The sequence below is a fragment of the Bacillus solitudinis genome (genome assembly GCF_002797395.1).
GTDB classification, from domain to species: Bacteria; Bacillota; Bacilli; order Bacillales; family Bacillaceae_D; genus Halalkalibacter_A; species Halalkalibacter_A solitudinis.
This window is the reverse complement of record NZ_KZ454943.1, coordinates 687,086-702,201: the sequence shown is the minus strand read 5'-3', so window position 1 is coordinate 702,201 and position 15,116 is coordinate 687,086. Positions and strand designations below refer to the sequence as shown.

The 15,116-nt window shown below is 43.1% G+C and carries 15 protein-coding genes, 14 tRNA genes and 2 rRNA genes; 26 read left to right on the top strand and 5 right to left on the bottom strand.

Going from position 1 to position 15,116, the window contains the following annotated elements; all coding sequences use genetic code 11:
* Positions 1-101 precede the first annotated feature (101 nt).
* A complete protein-coding gene (locus tag CEF19_RS03565; RefSeq protein WP_100404797.1) occupies positions 102-281 on the top strand; it encodes a hypothetical protein in 180 nt (59 codons plus the stop codon).
* Between the two features lie 114 nt (positions 282-395).
* Positions 396-701 carry an HNH endonuclease gene (locus CEF19_RS03560; RefSeq protein WP_100404796.1) on the top strand — a complete coding sequence of 102 codons (306 nt, stop codon included), beginning with the start codon at positions 396-398 and terminating at the stop codon, positions 699-701.
* Here CEF19_RS03560 and mscL read toward each other — a convergent pair.
* The 3 genes from mscL to CEF19_RS03545 all read right to left on the bottom strand — a co-directional run bounded on the left by mscL (position 690) and on the right by CEF19_RS03545 (position 1,507).
* Positions 690-1,196 carry a large conductance mechanosensitive channel protein MscL gene (mscL, locus tag CEF19_RS03555; protein ID WP_100408194.1) on the bottom strand — a complete coding sequence of 169 codons (507 nt, stop codon included), beginning with the start codon at positions 1,194-1,196 and terminating at the stop codon, positions 690-692. The two genes, CEF19_RS03560 and mscL, sit on opposite strands and share 12 nt — an antisense overlap.
* A gap of 108 nt (positions 1,197-1,304) precedes the next feature.
* Positions 1,305-1,376: transfer RNA gene (locus CEF19_RS03550), tRNA-Gln, on the bottom strand.
* 59 nt (positions 1,377-1,435) lie between these two features.
* A tRNA-Gln gene (locus CEF19_RS03545) sits at positions 1,436-1,507 on the bottom strand.
* Positions 1,508-1,688: 181 nt separating this feature from the next.
* Here CEF19_RS03545 and comGA point away from each other — a divergent pair.
* The 16 genes from comGA to CEF19_RS03465 all read left to right on the top strand — a co-directional run bounded on the left by comGA (position 1,689) and on the right by CEF19_RS03465 (position 9,957).
* The gene (gene comGA, locus CEF19_RS03540) at positions 1,689-2,729 is read left to right on the top strand and encodes a competence type IV pilus ATPase ComGA (protein ID WP_157800872.1); all 1,041 of its coding nucleotides are present in this window, start codon (positions 1,689-1,691) and stop codon (positions 2,727-2,729) included.
* Positions 2,726-3,763 carry a competence type IV pilus assembly protein ComGB gene (gene comGB, locus CEF19_RS03535; protein WP_100404794.1) on the top strand — a complete coding sequence of 346 codons (1,038 nt, stop codon included), beginning with the start codon at positions 2,726-2,728 and terminating at the stop codon, positions 3,761-3,763. Before comGA ends, comGB begins: the two co-directional genes overlap by 4 nt.
* 314 nt (positions 3,764-4,077) lie before the next feature.
* Positions 4,078-5,630, top strand: a 16S ribosomal RNA gene (locus CEF19_RS03530).
* 190 nt (positions 5,631-5,820) lie between these two features.
* Positions 5,821-8,758 (top strand): 23S ribosomal RNA (locus tag CEF19_RS03525).
* The 16S and 23S rRNA genes sit together here with 12 tRNA genes alongside, the layout of an rRNA operon.
* Positions 8,759-8,820: 62 nt before the next feature.
* Positions 8,821-8,896: transfer RNA gene (locus tag CEF19_RS03520), tRNA-Ala, on the top strand.
* 11 nt (positions 8,897-8,907) lie between these two features.
* Positions 8,908-9,000: transfer RNA gene (locus tag CEF19_RS03515), tRNA-Ser, on the top strand.
* 49 nt (positions 9,001-9,049) lie between these two features.
* Positions 9,050-9,123 (top strand) — tRNA-Met (locus tag CEF19_RS03510).
* A gap of 24 nt (positions 9,124-9,147) precedes the next feature.
* Positions 9,148-9,232, top strand: a tRNA-Tyr gene (locus CEF19_RS03505).
* Positions 9,233-9,241: 9 nt separating this feature from the next.
* A tRNA-Gln gene (locus tag CEF19_RS03500) sits at positions 9,242-9,316 on the top strand.
* Positions 9,317-9,319: 3 nt separating this feature from the next.
* Positions 9,320-9,394: transfer RNA gene (locus CEF19_RS03495), tRNA-Gly, on the top strand.
* Positions 9,395-9,448: 54 nt separating this feature from the next.
* Positions 9,449-9,519, top strand: a tRNA-Gly gene (locus CEF19_RS03490).
* A 9-nt stretch (positions 9,520-9,528) separates the two neighbouring features.
* Positions 9,529-9,602 (top strand) — tRNA-Ile (locus CEF19_RS03485).
* 5 nt (positions 9,603-9,607) lie between these two features.
* Positions 9,608-9,682 (top strand) — tRNA-Asn (locus tag CEF19_RS03480).
* A 1-nt stretch (position 9,683) separates the two neighbouring features.
* Positions 9,684-9,774, top strand: a tRNA-Ser gene (locus tag CEF19_RS03475).
* A 16-nt stretch (positions 9,775-9,790) separates the two neighbouring features.
* Positions 9,791-9,866 (top strand) — tRNA-Lys (locus tag CEF19_RS03470).
* Between the two features lie 9 nt (positions 9,867-9,875).
* A tRNA-Leu gene (locus CEF19_RS03465) sits at positions 9,876-9,957 on the top strand.
* 176 nt (positions 9,958-10,133) lie between these two features.
* Here CEF19_RS03465 and yidD read toward each other — a convergent pair.
* Entirely contained in the window at positions 10,134-10,385 is a 252-nt protein-coding gene (gene yidD, locus CEF19_RS03460) for a membrane protein insertion efficiency factor YidD (RefSeq protein WP_100404793.1), read from the bottom strand.
* A 161-nt stretch (positions 10,386-10,546) separates the two neighbouring features.
* Here yidD and comGC point away from each other — a divergent pair, with 161 nt between their 5' ends.
* The 8 genes from comGC (at position 10,547) to CEF19_RS03420 (ending at position 13,954) form a co-directional block, all read left to right on the top strand.
* A complete protein-coding gene (gene comGC, locus CEF19_RS03455; protein ID WP_100408193.1) occupies positions 10,547-10,858 on the top strand; it encodes a competence type IV pilus major pilin ComGC in 312 nt (103 codons plus the stop codon).
* Entirely contained in the window at positions 10,855-11,298 is a 444-nt protein-coding gene (comGD, locus tag CEF19_RS03450) for a competence type IV pilus minor pilin ComGD (protein WP_100404792.1), read from the top strand. Before comGC ends, comGD begins: the two co-directional genes overlap by 4 nt.
* A complete protein-coding gene (locus CEF19_RS03445) occupies positions 11,288-11,602 on the top strand; it encodes a type II secretion system protein (protein ID WP_100404791.1) in 315 nt (104 codons plus the stop codon). Before comGD ends, CEF19_RS03445 begins: the two co-directional genes overlap by 11 nt.
* Positions 11,589-12,035 carry a competence type IV pilus minor pilin ComGF gene (gene comGF, locus CEF19_RS03440; RefSeq protein WP_198510234.1) on the top strand — a complete coding sequence of 149 codons (447 nt, stop codon included), beginning with the start codon at positions 11,589-11,591 and terminating at the stop codon, positions 12,033-12,035. Before CEF19_RS03445 ends, comGF begins: the two co-directional genes overlap by 14 nt.
* On the top strand, positions 12,028-12,402 hold the full coding sequence (comGG, locus tag CEF19_RS03435; RefSeq protein WP_100404789.1) for a competence type IV pilus minor pilin ComGG: 375 nt from the start codon (positions 12,028-12,030) through the stop codon (positions 12,400-12,402). Before comGF ends, comGG begins: the two co-directional genes overlap by 8 nt.
* A 1-nt stretch (position 12,403) precedes the next feature.
* A complete protein-coding gene (locus CEF19_RS03430; protein ID WP_100404788.1) occupies positions 12,404-12,907 on the top strand; it encodes a shikimate kinase in 504 nt (167 codons plus the stop codon).
* Between the two features lie 39 nt (positions 12,908-12,946).
* On the top strand, positions 12,947-13,147 hold the full coding sequence (locus tag CEF19_RS03425; protein ID WP_100404787.1) for a YqzE family protein: 201 nt from the start codon (positions 12,947-12,949) through the stop codon (positions 13,145-13,147).
* A 561-nt stretch (positions 13,148-13,708) separates the two neighbouring features.
* Positions 13,709-13,954, top strand: coding sequence for a DUF2626 domain-containing protein (locus CEF19_RS03420; RefSeq protein ID WP_100404786.1), 246 nt, complete (start codon positions 13,709-13,711; stop codon positions 13,952-13,954).
* Between the two features lie 338 nt (positions 13,955-14,292).
* Here CEF19_RS03420 and CEF19_RS03415 read toward each other — a convergent pair whose 3' ends face one another.
* On the bottom strand, positions 14,293-14,928 hold the full coding sequence (locus CEF19_RS03415) for an MBL fold metallo-hydrolase (RefSeq protein WP_100404785.1): 636 nt from the start codon (positions 14,926-14,928) through the stop codon (positions 14,293-14,295).
* Positions 14,929-15,116: the final 188 nt, after the last annotated feature.

Here is a 15,116-nt window from a genome sequence, read left to right as displayed (position 1 = left end):
TTTTTAAAAAGAAAGTTACTTTTTAGCTGATTTTTCGAAAGTCAAGTTGGAAACAATAAGAAGGAGTAGAAAAGTAGGAACTGTAATAAGGAGGTGAAAAAATGATTTCATTTATTGTCTTAGGAGGGAGCATTACGCTTATTGCTGCATTTTTGTTTGGGTATGGCTGGTTTAACCAAGGTGTTTTTTTATTTGGACCCTTTATTGCAACACTTATTGGGTTAAATTTCATTTTAATTGCGAGTATCCGCTTAAAGCAAGAAAGAGAGGAGCCGTCTTGAACTTGAGAGAGGGATCGGGATTTTTACGGAAGCATCGGGAAATTAAAAGATTTACGAATAAATTTCAAGATAGAATAAATTAAAAGTCAATGGTTCATAAGAGTGGGGGCCTTCATGAAAAATAAGAAGGGGCAATGTCAACTTTGTGAACGGGAGGGGGTTGATAGAACGTTTCATCATCTCACGCCAAGAGAAGAAGGAGGAGCTCATCTTCCAACAGCAGCACTGTGTATCCCTTGCCATAAACAAATTCATGCGCTTTATACAAATGCTGAATTAGCGGATCGTCTAAGTACTATTGAAGAACTAATGAAAGATCAGAAAGTTCGTCAGTTTATTAAATGGATCCGAAAACGGCCAGCACAAACGTTAATCAGAACAAAGAAATCGGCGGACCGAAAAAGGCAATCAAGAAGATGATTGCTTATGGAAACGAATCAGTTTTTCTGAGGAAGGGTTGCTAGAAGTACTGTGTATTTCATCTAAAATAGAAGTGCAATAAGGGCAACGAGTGGCCCGAAAAGCGACCGTTTTATAACAAAAGCCACAAACCTTTGTTTTCATTCCTACCAGGGGATCCTCCTCTGGTCTGCGTATTTGGTTTACCTGTCTTATAAAAATAAAGAGAACAAACGCGACAATGAGAAAATGAACAAAGTGATTAAGAAAAACACCGTAATTTATCATCGGAATTCCTGCTTGTTCAGCTTCAGTAAAAGTCTCAAACTTTCGGTTGGATAAATTTATATAAAGGTTGGAAAAATCAACCTGGCCAAATAATAAACCGAAAGGAGGCATAATGATATCATCGACTAGTGATTCGACAATTTTGGCAAAGGTTGTCCCGATAATTACACCAATGCTCATATCAATTACATTTCCTCTAACTGCAAATTCCTTAAATTCATGTAAAATCCTCATGCAAGGGCACACCTACTTTCTCTTTTAATAAAAGCTTATGCGTAGGTAGGATTCACATGAATAAAAATACCCCCTAAGTCAGTTTCACTTTAGGGGGTTGGACTGGGCTAGCTGGATTCGAACCAACGCATGACGGAGTCAAAGTCCGATGCCTTACCGCTTGGCTATAGCCCATCGTTTTGTCTTAATAGTTTTACTGATGTTTATGGTTTATAAACATCAAAAAGAGGGAACTGGGCTAGCTGGATTCGAACCAACGCATGACGGAGTCAAAGTCCGATGCCTTACCGCTTGGCTATAGCCCATCGTTTTTGCATTTAATAGTATGACCGAAATTCTTTTTGTTATTCATTAATTTCTGCGACACTTGACTGCGTTACAACAATAGTATAAACGCTTGGATGATTCTTATTCAAAATTAAAGGGATTTTTTTATAGAGTGTTGAAATTAAGATGTGTAATAAAAATTATAAAAGGAGTGTGAGATTGTTGTATGAAATAGAATCAAAAAGTAAGCGAATAATTGCCGATGCGCTCGAATGCGGTGCAACAGATATACACTTTATTCCGATAACAAATGGTTACTATGTTCAGTATAGGGTTATGGGAGTGACAGGCCATCAGAGAAAGCTGGATTTACAAATAGCTGAGCGACTTGTAAGCCATTTTAAGTACCAATCTGGGATGGACATCGGAGAACGACGAAAACCTCAAAGTAACTCGATGAAAATTGAGTGTAACAACTCAACTTATGACCTTCGAATTTCAACTCTTCCTACTCGCTACATGGAAAGTATGGCTATCCGAATCTTACCCCAACATCAATTTAAAGCACTTGTAGATTTACCTCTCTATCAAAAATCATTTTACCAATTACTAAACATAACTTATTATCGCCAAGGACTTTGTCTTATAACGGGCCCGACTGGTTCTGGGAAAACCACCACTCTTTATGCGCTTCTTGAACAAATCCGTCAAGAAAAACGTCGTTCGATTATTACAATTGAAGACCCGATTGAACGCCCGATTGATGAAGTTATTCAAATGGAAGTAAATTTAAAGGCAGGAGTAACTTTTGCGAATGGTTTACGCGCAGCCTTAAGACATGATCCAGATGTCATGATGGTGGGAGAAATTCGGGATTCTGAAACGGCGGAATTAGCTGTTCGAGCTTCATTAACGGGTCACTTAGTCTTTGCTACCCTACATTCAAGTAATTGCTATCAAGCCGTTTTGAGGATGGTAGAGTACGGTATTTCGAAATTAGATTTAATTGAAGCGTGTCGTGTCATTATTTCACAACGTCTCATTGTAAAAACCTGTCCGACCTGTAACGTTCGTGCTAACTGTGTTGACACCAGGTATCATGAGAGATCGGCTTTATATGAATTATTAAATCAAGATAGTGTTGAACGTGTAGTGCAAGGGGAAAGACCCAATTATCGCAGTTTAATTCAAGAAGCTAGTTTGGCTTGGGCTCTTGGGTATATGTCAACCTCTTCTATAGAAGGATTTGACAGACGATGAAATGGCTAAATACTAGCGGGACCAGAGATTTGCCCAAGTACTTAATAACAATTGGCCATTTAATGGAGAAAGGGTATCCAATTGATTCTGCACTTTCTTTTCTAAAACATTACGTAAAAGACGTGACTCAAAATAAAATCTCTGATGTTCAGCATGAATTGAGAAATGGAAAAAGTGTCCACGAGGCCTTTTCTTATCTAGATGTCCCTAGTGATATTCGTTCATTCCTATATTTTTATGAAATGCGTGGAGAAATCGGAGTCGGTTTCATTCAAGCTGGAACAGCGTATGAAAAAAAAGAAAAAATAAAAATCGAGTTTCGGAAGGTTTTTCGTTACCCTATTTTATTAGCTTGGTTGTGTGTAATGGTTGTAATTCTTATGCACCAATTCATCGTTCCTCATTTTCAACTTCTTTTCGCTTCACTTACTTCTAACCCTCCTCTTCTTACAAGAATAGTCTTCAGTTTTCTTGACTTTTTTCCTTTGATTACGGTTATTTTATCAGGTGGGTGCTTTGCTGTTTTTCTTTACTATTATTTCGCAATTAAAAAATGGCATCCAACCCGAAAGGTAGAGATTCTTCTTACCATTCCGTTTTGTAAGGGGATTACGAAGCGACTAATGACGTATTACTTTTCTTTGCAATTTGGACAGTTATTAGCTGCTGGTTTATCATTACAACATGCCTTATCTATTTTTGAAGAACAGGAATATCTAAAATTTTTTCAACTTGAAGCAGGAAAAATGAATAATGAGTTAAATGGTGGGGAACCGTTACATGAAGTGATTAAATCTTGTAGTTATTTTGTAAGTCAGCTTTCTTTTGTGATTGAGAATGGCGAGCGTACAGGGTACTTGGCAGAGGATTTACAATATTATAGTAGCATCTTGTTTCAAGAACTCGAAGGTACTATCCATAAAGGCATGTCTTGGCTCCAGCCTATTTTCTTTTTATTTATGGGGGCTACTGTATTTATTTTGTTCTTGTCGATAATGCTTCCTATGTTTCAGATGCTGGGTACGTTACAGTAGAAAGAAAACGAAGAAACTATGTTTATAAGTTTCTTCGTTTTCTTTTATTATTATCAAATGGTTACCTAGCAGTTCTCTGAGCCCTAATTATAAAAAAAGAAAAACTTTTTTGCAAAAACCCTTGCATGTTTTAAAATGTTTATGGTATATTATTAAACGTCGCAGATGAGCGACAGCGTAGTTCTTTGAAAACTGAACAAAAGCCAAGCGAAAAAATAGAGATTGTTTTATTTCGATAAATCAAATCTCGTCAATTTATTATGTAATATCGTTAGCGATATTTTTGAGCCTGTTGGTAAAACAACTCAAACACTTTTATGGAGAGTTTGATCCTGGCTCAGGACGAACGCTGGCGGCGTGCCTAATACATGCAAGTCGAGCGGACCTTTAGGAGCTTGCTCCTAAAGGTTAGCGGCGGACGGGTGAGTAACACGTGGGCAACCTGCCCCTTAGACCGGGATAACATCGAGAAATCGGTGCTAATACCGGATGATAGAACGAGCGTTCATGCGCATGTTCTCAAAGATGGCTCCGGCTATCACTAAGGGATGGGCCCGCGGCGCATTAGCTAGTTGGTAAGGTAACGGCTTACCAAGGCGACGATGCGTAGCCGACCTGAGAGGGTGATCGGCCACACTGGGACTGAGACACGGCCCAGACTCCTACGGGAGGCAGCAGTAGGGAATCTTCCGCAATGGACGAAAGTCTGACGGAGCAACGCCGCGTGAGTGATGAAGGTTTTCGGATCGTAAAGCTCTGTTGTTAGGGAAGAACAAGTGTCGTTCAAATAGGGCGGCACCTTGACGGTACCTAACCAGAAAGCCACGGCTAACTACGTGCCAGCAGCCGCGGTAATACGTAGGTGGCAAGCGTTGTCCGGAATTATTGGGCGTAAAGCGCGCGCAGGCGGTCTTTTAAGTCTGATGTGAAAGCCCCCGGCTCAACCGGGGAGGGTCATTGGAAACTGGGAGACTTGAGTACAGAAGAGGAGAGTGGAATTCCACGTGTAGCGGTGAAATGCGTAGATATGTGGAGGAACACCAGTGGCGAAGGCGACTCTCTGGTCTGTAACTGACGCTGAGGCGCGAAAGCGTGGGGAGCAAACAGGATTAGATACCCTGGTAGTCCACGCCGTAAACGATGAGTGCTAGGTGTTAGGGGTTTCGATGCCCTTAGTGCCGAAGTTAACACATTAAGCACTCCGCCTGGGGAGTACGGCCGCAAGGCTGAAACTCAAAGGAATTGACGGGGGCCCGCACAAGCAGTGGAGCATGTGGTTTAATTCGAAGCAACGCGAAGAACCTTACCAGGTCTTGACATCCTTTGACCACCCTAGAGATAGGGCTTTCCCCTTCGGGGGACAAAGTGACAGGTGGTGCATGGTTGTCGTCAGCTCGTGTCGTGAGATGTTGGGTTAAGTCCCGCAACGAGCGCAACCCTTGACCTTAGTTGCCAGCATTTAGTTGGGCACTCTAAGGTGACTGCCGGTGATAAACCGGAGGAAGGTGGGGATGACGTCAAATCATCATGCCCCTTATGACCTGGGCTACACACGTGCTACAATGGATGGTACAAAGGGTTGCGAAGCCGCGAGGTGGAGCCAATCCCAGAAAGCCATTCTCAGTTCGGATTGTAGGCTGCAACTCGCCTACATGAAGCCGGAATTGCTAGTAATCGCGGATCAGCATGCCGCGGTGAATACGTTCCCGGGCCTTGTACACACCGCCCGTCACACCACGAGAGTTTGTAACACCCGAAGTCGGTGGGGTAACCTTTATGGAGCCAGCCGCCTAAGGTGGGACAGATGATTGGGGTGAAGTCGTAACAAGGTAGCCGTATCGGAAGGTGCGGCTGGATCACCTCCTTTCTATGGAGTTTTTACTCTAGTCGATATATGACGTAGGTCATATACGCTTTGGTCTTTTGTTCAGTTTTGAAGGAACTTTTGTTCTTTCTATAGGATAGTTCTTTGAAAACTAGATAATGAAATGTAAACATGAAAGTCAAGAAAATTCATGTTTAATCGGAGACGATTAAACAAAAACCTTTTTTAATTTGGTTAAGTTAGAAAGGGCGCACGGTGAATGCCTTGGCACTAGGAGCCGAAGAAGGACGTGACGAACGACGAAACGCCTCGGGGAGCTGTAAGTAAGCTTTGATCCGAGGATATCCGAATGGGGGAACCCATCATCCGTAATGGGATGATACCCGTATCTGAATACATAGGATACGAGGAGGCAGACCTGGGGAACTGAAACATCTAAGTACCCAGAGGAAGAGAAAGCAAATGCGATTTCCTAAGTAGCGGCGAGCGAAACGGAAACAGCCCAAACCAAGAGGCTTGCCTCTTGGGGTTGTAGGACGTCTCATACGGAGTCAGAAAAGAAGAGCATAGGTGAAGCGGTCTGGAAAGGCCCATCATAGAAGGTAACAATCCTGTAACCGAAATGCCCTTCTCTCCGAGACGGATCCTGAGTACGGCGGGACACGTGAAACCCCGTCGGAATCCGGGAGGACCATCTCCCAAGGCTAAATACTCCCTAGTGACCGATAGTGAACCAGTACCGTGAGGGAAAGGTGAAAAGCACCCCGGAAGGGGAGTGAAACAGATCCTGAAACCGTGTGCCTACAACTAGTTGGAGCCCGTTAATGGGTGACAGCGTGCCTTTTGTAGAATGAACCGGCGAGTTACGATCCCGTGCAAGGTTAAGCTGATAAGGCGGAGCCGTAGCGAAAGCGAGTCTGAATAGGGCGCCATAGTACGTGGTCGTAGACCCGAAACCGTGTGATCTACCCATGTCCAGGGTGAAGTTCAGGTAACACTGAATGGAGGCCCGAACCCACGCACGTTGAAAAGTGCGGGGATGAGGTGTGGGTAGGGGTGAAATGCCAATCGAACTCGGAAATAGCTGGTTCTCCCCGAAATAGCTTTAGGGCTAGCCTCGAGGTAAGAGTATTGGAGGTAGAGCACTGATTGAACTAGGGGTCCCCACAGGATTACCGAATTCAGTCAAACTCCGAATGCCAATTACTTATCCTCGGGAGTCAGACTGCGAGTGCTAAGATCCGTAGTCAAGAGGGAAACAGCCCAGACCATCAGCTAAGGTCCCAAAGTATACGTTAAGTGGAAAAGGATGTGGAGTTGCCCAGACAACCAGGATGTTGGCTTAGAAGCAGCCACCATTTAAAGAGTGCGTAATAGCTCACTGGTCGAGTGACTCTGCGCCGAAAATGTACCGGGGCTAAACGTATCACCGAAGCTATGGATTGACACCGTATGGTGTCAGTGGTAGGGGAGCGTTCTAAGTGCAGCGAAGTCAGACCGAGAGGACTGGTGGAGCGCTTAGAAGTGAGAATGCCGGTATGAGTAGCGAAAAGAGGGGTGAGAATCCCCTCCGTCGAAAGCCCAAGGTTTCCTGAGGAAGGCTCGTCCGCTCAGGGTAAGTCGGGACCTAAGCCGAGGCCGAAAGGCGTAGGCGATGGACAACAGGTTGAAATTCCTGTACCACCTCCTCACCGTTTGAGTAATGGGGGGACGCAGTAAGGTAGGGTAAGCGCACTGATGGATATGTGCGTCCAAGCAGTTAGGCTGAGAAGTAGGCAAATCCGCTTCTCGCGAAGGCTGAGCTGTGATGGCGAGGGAAATTAAGTACCGAAGTTCCTGATCCTACACTGCCTAGAAAAGCCTCTAGCGAGGTGAGAGGTGCCCGTACCGCAAACCGACACAGGTAGGCGAGAAGAGAATTCTAAGACGCGCGGGAGAACTCTCGTTAAGGAACTCGGCAAAATGACCCCGTAACTTCGGGAGAAGGGGTGCTCTAGTAGGGTGCAAGCCCGAGAGAGCCGCAGTGAATAGATCCAAGCGACTGTTTAGCAAAAACACAGGTCTCTGCGAAGCCGCAAGGCGAAGTATAGGGGCTGACACCTGCCCGGTGCTGGAAGGTTAAGAGGAGGGGTTATCCTTTTAGGAGAAGCTCTGAATTGAAGCCCCAGTAAACGGCGGCCGTAACTATAACGGTCCTAAGGTAGCGAAATTCCTTGTCGGGTAAGTTCCGACCCGCACGAATGGTGTAACGATTTGGATACTGTCTCAACGAGAGACCCGGTGAAATTATAGTACCTGTGAAGATGCAGGTTACCCGCGACAGGACGGAAAGACCCCATGGAGCTTTACTGTAGCTTGATATTGGATGTTGGTACAGTTTGTACAGGATAGGTAGGAGCCTTGGAAGCGTGAGCGCCAGCTTACGTGGAGGCGTCGGTGGGATACTACCCTGACTGTGCTGACATTCTAACCTCGGACCGTGATCCGGTTCAGGGACAGTGTCAGGTGGGCAGTTTGACTGGGGCGGTCGCCTCCTAAACAGTAACGGAGGCGCCCAAAGGTTCCCTCAGAATGGTTGGAAATCATTCGTAGAGTGCAAAGGCATAAGGGAGCTTGACTGCGAGACCTACAAGTCGAGCAGGGACGAAAGTCGGGCTTAGTGATCCGGTGGTTCCGCATGGAAGGGCCATCGCTCAACGGATAAAAGCTACCCTGGGGATAACAGGCTTATCTCCCCCAAGAGTCCACATCGACGGGGAGGTTTGGCACCTCGATGTCGGCTCATCGCATCCTGGGGCTGAAGTAGGTCCCAAGGGTTGGGCTGTTCGCCCATTAAAGCGGTACGCGAGCTGGGTTCAGAACGTCGTGAGACAGTTCGGTCCCTATCCGTCGCGGGCGCAGGAAATTTGAGAGGAGCTGTCCTTAGTACGAGAGGACCGGGATGGACACACCGCTGGTGTACCAGTTGTTCCGCCAGGAGCATCGCTGGGTAGCTACGTGTGGAAGGGATAAGTGCTGAAAGCATCTAAGCATGAAGCCCCCCTCGAGATGAGATTTCCCATGGAGTAATCCAGTAAGACCCCTCAAAGATGATGAGGTTGATAGGTCTGGTGTGGAAGCGTGGCGACACGTGGAGCTGACAGATACTAATCGGTCGAGGACTTATCCAATATTTCTTGACATGAATGTTTACACATTATCTAGTTTTGAGAGAATTATTCTTTCTCAAAATGGGGCCTTAGCTCAGCTGGGAGAGCGCCTGCCTTGCACGCAGGAGGTCAGCGGTTCGACCCCGCTAGGCTCCACCATTTATATGCACGGAGGAATACCCAAGTCTGGCTGAAGGGATCGGTCTTGAAAACCGACAGGCGGGTCAAACCGCGCGGGGGTTCGAATCCCTCTTCCTCCTCCATCTTTAATAAGCATTGGAATGAATCTACGCTTCATCATAATTATAACGACGCGGGGTGGAGCAGTCTGGTAGCTCGTCGGGCTCATAACCCGAAGGTCGGAGGTTCAAATCCTCCCCCCGCAATACCAAACTTAATTCCATGAAAATGGAGGGGTAGCGAAGTGGCTAAACGCGGCGGACTGTAAATCCGCTCCTTCCGGGTTCGGCGGTTCGAATCCGTCCCCCTCCACCATTTATTTATTGGGCTATCGCCAAGCGGTAAGGCAACGGATTTTGATTCCGTCATGCGTTGGTTCGAATCCAGCTAGCCCAGCCAAATGCGGAAGTAGTTCAGTGGTAGAACACCACCTTGCCAAGGTGGGGGTCGCGAGTTCGAATCTCGTCTTCCGCTCCACTAGGTTCCTTAAATGTCTTAAGGTAGTTCAAAAAATTGAATACTAATTAACATGCGGGTGTAGTTTAGTGGTAAAACCTCAGCCTTCCAAGCTGATGTCGTGAGTTCGATTCTCATCACCCGCTTTTTTCTATGGGCCTGTAGCTCAGCTGGTTAGAGCGCACGCCTGATAAGCGTGAGGTCGGTGGTTCGAGTCCACTCAGGCCCATTCATTCCACAGTAGCTCAGTGGTAGAGCTATCGGCTGTTAACCGATCGGTCGTAGGTTCGAGTCCTACCTGTGGAGCCATGGAGAAGTACCCAAGTGGCTGAAGGGGCGCCCCTGCTAAGGGTGTAGGTCGTTTACGCGGCGCGAGGGTTCAAATCCCTCCTTCTCCGCCATTTTCAAATAAATCAAGAGCCATTAGCTCAGTTGGTAGAGCATCTGACTTTTAATCAGAGGGTCGAAGGTTCGAATCCTTCATGGCTCACCATTTTAATAAGCGGGTGTGGCGGAATTGGCAGACGCGCTAGACTTAGGATCTAGTGTCTTATGACGTGGGGGTTCAAGTCCCTTCACCCGCATTTTAAAAAACGAAGCGTTCGGGATTCTAGCTGAGCTTCGTTTTTTTATTGACTATAAAGAAAGCGATTACAATTTAACGACCTTTTAGAACTCAATGTCTTTTAATGATTTTAACAAAATTAGCGTAAATGGCTAAGCAGCTTGATATATTTCTCTAACAAAAAGACTGGTCTTATTAAGAGGAACCAGTCTTTTTATGATTGTTTGCCTCCTTTTTTTGGGGAACCAAATCAATCCCTCCCGGATGAAATGGATGACATTTTAGGAGACGTTTGATAGTGAGCCAAGCACCCTTTACAGAACCGAAACGTTGAATTGCCTCGATACCGTAATGAGAGCAAGTCGGATAAAAACGGCATGTTGGTGGTTTTATCGGTGAAATCAATCGCTGGTAAAAGGTAATTAGTAACAGTAAGAAGGTTTTCACAATGTTTGCAACCTTTCAAAAGTTTTTTTGTAAATTGAAGGATCTCGACTATTTTTGTCTAATTATAACAGATAACTAAACTAGAAAGGAGGGAAGTGGCGTTACGCAGTACATTCCTCGTTACGTATGTTTCCCCATTAAAATCCTCAGAGGTGACCAAATTGAAAAAAATCTTGAAAAACCAACGTGGTTTTACACTCATTGAAATGCTTGTCGTGCTTATGATTATTTCGGTTCTGTTAATGATTGCAATTCCTAGTATGACGAAGAATAATGACATCGTTCAAGGGAAAGGATGTGAGGCGACAATTAAACTTGTACAAACTCAGGTACACGCATTTGAAATTGAAAAAGGAAATATTCCAGAAAATCTTAAAGAGCTCGTTGAGGGTAATTATATAGACCGAACATCATGTCCGGATGATACAGAGTTAACGCTTGATGATAAAGGAAATGTTATAACAAGTTCATGAATCCCCTCCAACGTGGTTATACCCTTATTGAAACGCTTATCTCCTTATCAATTTTTTCTCTTCTTCTAACTTTACCAATTCTTTTCCTCCACGATTTTCGAAAACCTTATGAAGTTGACTATCTTGCTCACCAGTTTAAAGAAGACATCCTCCTTGCTCAACATATTGCGATGACGCATGGACGAACCACATATATTAAAGTTGATCTGCTTTCAAATGATTATGTTATTCGTTTTAGTGCTAATGATGAATATTTTAAGAGACCGATAATCAACAAAATCATGCAGTTTTCGGCGGTATCGATGGGTGTCAACGATATATCTTTTAATCCAAATGGTAATCCTCGTAAATCGGGAACGATACAGGTGAAAATTCACGACAGAGTATTCCACTATACTATTTATTTAGGAAGGGGGAGAGTGTATTACCGTGAAGTGTAATGGCTTTACTTTAATCGAAGTTATGTTATCTTTCTTCTTAATAACGATGGCTATAGCTACGATTCTTCCTATCTTCTTATTCATTTATCAAGAAAGGAATACAATCCGTCAACAGGAAGAGATAGCATTGTACCTCGAGCAAGAGACTCATCGTTACTTAGTAGGTGAGGATAGTAAGCCTTTTGAATCGTTTGTTATAGAATATGAAGGTAAGGTCTTAGAACAGGAAGTCTATAGAGCTTGCGCCGAGTGGATTGCAGACAATCAAAGAGAGTATGAGACGTGTCTATATGCTAAAAGATGAAAAAGGTTTTACCCTTTTAGAAAGTCTGCTTGCCCTAACTATTTTTCTTATGATTGTTTCTTTGTTCCCACTTGTTATGAAAACCGTGCAGACCTCGCTATTGTCTTCTTCTACTTCTAATTTAGAGTCCACTATTTTTTTCAACCAATTAGCTCACGAAGTAAAAGAAAGTATTCATCTTTCCTCATATGACCAAACTTTAAAATTAGAAAAAGGAAATGGTGATGTTATCACAATTGAGCGTATATCCTCTGGGGTTATTCGGCGATTACGAAATGGAACTGGTCATGTTCAAATGCTTTCAGAGGTTAAAGAATTTAAATGCCATATTGTTGAAAGCTTTGTGGATTGCCAGGTTAAGACCGACCATTTGATGAAAAGTCGACCAATGAAACCAATGCATCGATTAAGAAAGAAGGAGAGAAATGAATAACGAGAGTGGTTTTACTTATCCGACTACGCTTATTATCATTTTACTTTTATTCTTTTCGCTTAGCTATGCAACAAATGGTTATTTATCTGAGAAACGTCACGTAACAGAACAGCAGCATCTCTTATTATTAGAATCATTGTTACAAATTTCTGTTGTTGACTTTATTCATTTTTGGAATGAAACTCCACAAGAAATAACTAAGGTCTTTTCATATGAACATGGGACGGTTACACTTAGAATAGAAAACGAGGAGGAGCTTGTGTACGTAACATTAGTAGCCCAGCTTGATAGTGGTCATAGGAGGGCTGCAAGGTTTTATTATAATGAAAGTACAAACGAGCTTGAAGAGTATTGGGAGGTTTCTTAAGTTGAAGCAAACGATTTATTTAACAGGTTTTATGGGTTCAGGGAAGACGACAATTGGTCAAGCATTAGGTAAAGCACTAGGATATTCAGTTATAGATACGGACGAGTGGATTGAAGAATCTAGACAAAAAAAAGTTCGTGATATTTTTCAAGACGAAGGTGAGGATTTTTTTCGGGAGTTGGAAACCGAAGCGTTACTTACTTTAAATCAGAAACCATTGGTAGTTACAACAGGTGGAGGAATTATCATCAAAGAGCACAACCGTAAATTGATGAACGACTGTGGGATCGTTGTTTTTCTAGATTGTGACCTAGAAGAGATTATTAGGCGGACAGAAGGAGATGACACCCGTCCTTTACTACAAAATAAAGATAAACAAGCTGTCATTGATCTTTATCAAAAACGAATGCCACTGTATCAGGAAGCGGCGGTTCGCATTGATACGACTGGAAAAACCGTGTTACAAATTGTACAAGAATTAAAGGGATTATTGCTTAAAGTATAATCAACTTGGGCATAATGTATAGAGTAAGAGGTGAGCATTATGTCATTTAATGATTATGTGAAGTTTATGACAGAACACTTTGTTCGTAGAATGGATCAACCGAAGGAAGTGCGAAAACTCGCACGGGAGGAGAAAAAAGCAGAGCGCTTATCTTTTTCATCGCATGTGTTTGGTATTGTGCCAATGAGTCTATCATTACTAATGAAGAGACGAGTGAAGCACAAAAAAAGAAGACGTTAAGTATGAAGGGGGCGGTTCATAATGGCCACCCCCTAAGGAATGCCCGGAGTCCTACATCTTTAAGGCGAATAGTGTACGGATATTTTTGTTTTTTTTGAGAAGGTCCCCTTTTTATCTTGTTTTCTATGAGGGTGTATTTGTATGGAAAACTATATTATAATATAAGAATAATGGGCAATACGGAAGTGAGTAGTCGTAAAGGTGGAAGCCCAAGCAGACATACAAACGGTAGAAATTTATTTACAATTACAATTGTACGTTTAAGAAATTACTAGAAGCGCATCCCGTCTCACTTTGTACTATATGCATCGTGAGTTATCAATGGAATATTACGTCTTTTTTTGGAGAAAGTAAACTTAAAGAAGATACCTTAATAAATAATTCTACTTCGACCATTGTTTTATCTATACATGGAGAACATGTGACACATTATTGACATTGTCTAAGCATTTACAAGTAAAGTTCGTCTCGTATATAATATGAGTTGTACTCAATCATTTGATATCCTGATCAACACTTCCAATTATAGGTAGTTAATGGAGAAAGAAGGAGGGGACCCAAATGGATCGCATGTTTCGTGTACTAGCGTTTTGGACAGGTATTTTCGCTGTACTATTTTTTGCTGGGGATATGTATAACATGGCATTGCTTTTCTTTGCACAAACTGCTGCATTATTAGCTCTAAGCTATTTAAACTTATCAGAGCGAGTGTATGTCTACATTTTTGGTGCATATTTAACGATTTTCTTTGTAGGCTTTACGTATTATTCAACTTTCTTGTTGGTGCCAAGCTTTGGCGGGCATTAATTAAGATCGTTACATAACACGACAAAAGAACCGACTCCTGTTTTAAGGGTCGGTTTTTTTGTCTTATCACCTAAATTATAGGTTATTACTATTGACATAGTGGTAAACGATTCTATAAAATAAACGCATTGGTGAAGACAATGAAAGGGAGTTCCCCTCCCCTCATCGTTCAAGTATCAATACGATTTACTCCCTTGCGCGGTCTCCATAAATGGAGACCTTTTTTTATAGGCGACAACTCGTTGGCGCCGGCAGCCGAGGGACGAGGCTCAAGGTTTAGGTTTTATAGGCGACAACTTGTTGGCGCCGGCAGCCGAGGGACCATTGCTTTTTTAAAATTAGAACCCTGATAAAAAAGGATTACTGTCCATTTCTTGACCAATGGTCGTTACTTGACCATGACCACATGCGACAATTGTTTCTTCAGGAAGGGTGAGAAGTTTCTTGTGGATACTTGTTAAAAGTTGCTCTTGATTGCCTCCGAGTAAATCGGTTCGTCCAATGCTGCTAGCGAATAAGGCATCTCCTGAAAAAACAACTTTATTTTTCTTATCAAAATATGAAACACTTCCTGGCGAATGACCAGGGGTTTCAAAAACCTCAAATGAGAACATACCAATGGTAAGGGACGTTTCATCAGTCAAATAGACATCAGCCTCTCGTACCGTAATCGGTGAAATCCCAGGGAAACGAGACGAACCATTTTTTGAGGCATCCCGAAGCCAACTTTTTTCTTTTTTGTGAAGATAGACTTTGCACGCAAAGGCCTCCCGTACCTCATCAACTGCTCCGATATGATCAAAGTGGGCATGTGTTAATAAAATGGCGATAGGAGTAAGGGAATGACTTTTAAGCCAGGTGAGGAACTTTGCTCCGTCACCTCCTGGATCAATGATGATTGCCTCATTTTTGTCATTTGTGATAACATAGGCATTTGTTTGTAGCGGCCCAAGTGGAATTTGTGTCCAATTCATTATGTATTCCTCCGAATCTCTAATATACTTTGTCACTCTTTATCTTACCTTGTCTCTTATCTCGAATCAAAGGATAGTACAGATCATCTCGACAAACACAATGAAAAAGAGTAAAATAGAAACGAATTGCCCAACCTATAAAAAAGAGAACGTTTTTGTTACAGCTTTGTCATAATTAAGAGCTGACG

Coding starts and splice junctions, on each gene's coding strand:
- CEF19_RS03565 (WP_100404797.1), top strand. CDS start 102: ATGATTTCATTTATTGTCTTAGGAGGGAGCATTACGCTTATTGCTGCA.
- CEF19_RS03560 (WP_100404796.1), top strand. CDS start 396: ATGAAAAATAAGAAGGGGCAATGTCAACTTTGTGAACGGGAGGGGGTT.
- comGB (WP_100404794.1), top strand. CDS start 2,726: ATGAAATGGCTAAATACTAGCGGGACCAGAGATTTGCCCAAGTACTTA.
- comGD (WP_100404792.1), top strand. CDS start 10,855: ATGAATCCCCTCCAACGTGGTTATACCCTTATTGAAACGCTTATCTCC.
- comGF (WP_198510234.1), top strand. CDS start 11,589: ATGCTAAAAGATGAAAAAGGTTTTACCCTTTTAGAAAGTCTGCTTGCC.
- comGG (WP_100404789.1), top strand. CDS start 12,028: ATGAATAACGAGAGTGGTTTTACTTATCCGACTACGCTTATTATCATT.
- CEF19_RS03425 (WP_100404787.1), top strand. CDS start 12,947: ATGTCATTTAATGATTATGTGAAGTTTATGACAGAACACTTTGTTCGT.
- CEF19_RS03420 (WP_100404786.1), top strand. CDS start 13,709: ATGGATCGCATGTTTCGTGTACTAGCGTTTTGGACAGGTATTTTCGCT.
- CEF19_RS03415 (WP_100404785.1), bottom strand. CDS start 14,928: ATGAATTGGACACAAATTCCACTTGGGCCGCTACAAACAAATGCCTAT.